Origin of the sequence: Streptococcus sp. (assembly GCF_032481935.1) — a bacterium.
Lineage (GTDB): Bacteria > Bacillota > Bacilli > Lactobacillales > Streptococcaceae > Streptococcus.
The window spans coordinates 1-1139 of the sequence record NZ_JAWERU010000096.1; the positions used below are offsets into that span (position 1 = coordinate 1).

The following is a 1139-nucleotide window of genomic DNA, read 5'->3' on the forward strand; positions in this document are numbered from 1 at the left end:
TCCAGTTGAAAAAAGAGAGTCTGATTTGGTTTGTGCAAATACAGTATTAGAAACTGGAGAGTTACGCATTCGTGTAACCGATAATCAGATGAACAGCCGGATTTTACAACTGATTGAGTTGATGAAGAAATCTGAAGAAAACAAGAAAACGAAACAACGCTATTTCATCAAAATGGCGGATAAGGTCGTCAAATATAATTTCTTGGGGGCTGGTCTGACTTACCTATTAACAGGTTCTTTTTCTAAGGCTATTTCTTTCCTATTGGTCGATTTCTCCTGCGCTTTGAAAATCTCTACTCCTGTAGCTTATTTGACAGCTATCAAGGAGGGGTTGAACCGTGAAATGGTGATTAAGGATGGGGCTGTTCTGGAGAAATATCTGGAAGTTGATACTTTCTTATTTGATAAGACGGGAACAATCACAACTAGCTATCCGATAGTTGAAAAGGTGTTACCTTTTGGAGACAATAGTGAGGAAGATATTCTCAGAATCAGTGCCTGTCTTGAGGAACACATTTATCATCCTATTGCTAATGCCATCGTCAAGCAAGCCGAGATAGAGGGAATTGAACATGAGGAAATGCATGGGAAACTCCAATATATCGCAAGTAAGGGGATCAAATCTCATATAGATGGCCAACCAGTTCTTATTGGGAATTATGTCTTGATGCAGGATGAGCAGATTCATATCAGTTCAGAACAAAATGCTTTAATTGAAGAGTACAAGAGTCACTACAATCTCTTATTCTTAGCCTACCAGAATGAATTGATTGGAATGTTCTGTATTCATACTCCTTTGAGAAAAGAAGCAAAAGCAGCCTTGGAGAAACTTAAGGCACAAGGGAAAAAATTGATTCTGGCAACAGGGGACACCCTGGTTAGGACAGAGGAATTAGTCAAAGATTTGCCCTTTGATCAGGTCTATACAGACTTGAAACCTGATGGGAAATTTGAGTTAGTAGAGGAACTGCAGAAAGCAGGTCACACTATTTTGATGGTTGGAGATGGATTGAATGACTCAGCGGCTCTAACCCTATCAGATATCGGTGTGGTGATGAATGAGAGTGCAGATATTTCTAAGCAGATGAGTGATATCTTATTGTTAGATAATCGCTTGGATTTCTTCCAAGAGTTGGATT

The 1139-nt window shown here is 39.2% G+C and carries 1 protein-coding gene; it reads left to right on the plus strand.

Annotated features, from left to right (window positions below):
- Positions 1 to 1139 (plus strand): heavy metal translocating P-type ATPase (locus E7C97_RS09500; protein ID WP_316109077.1); only part of this gene is annotated, 1139 nt, incomplete at both ends.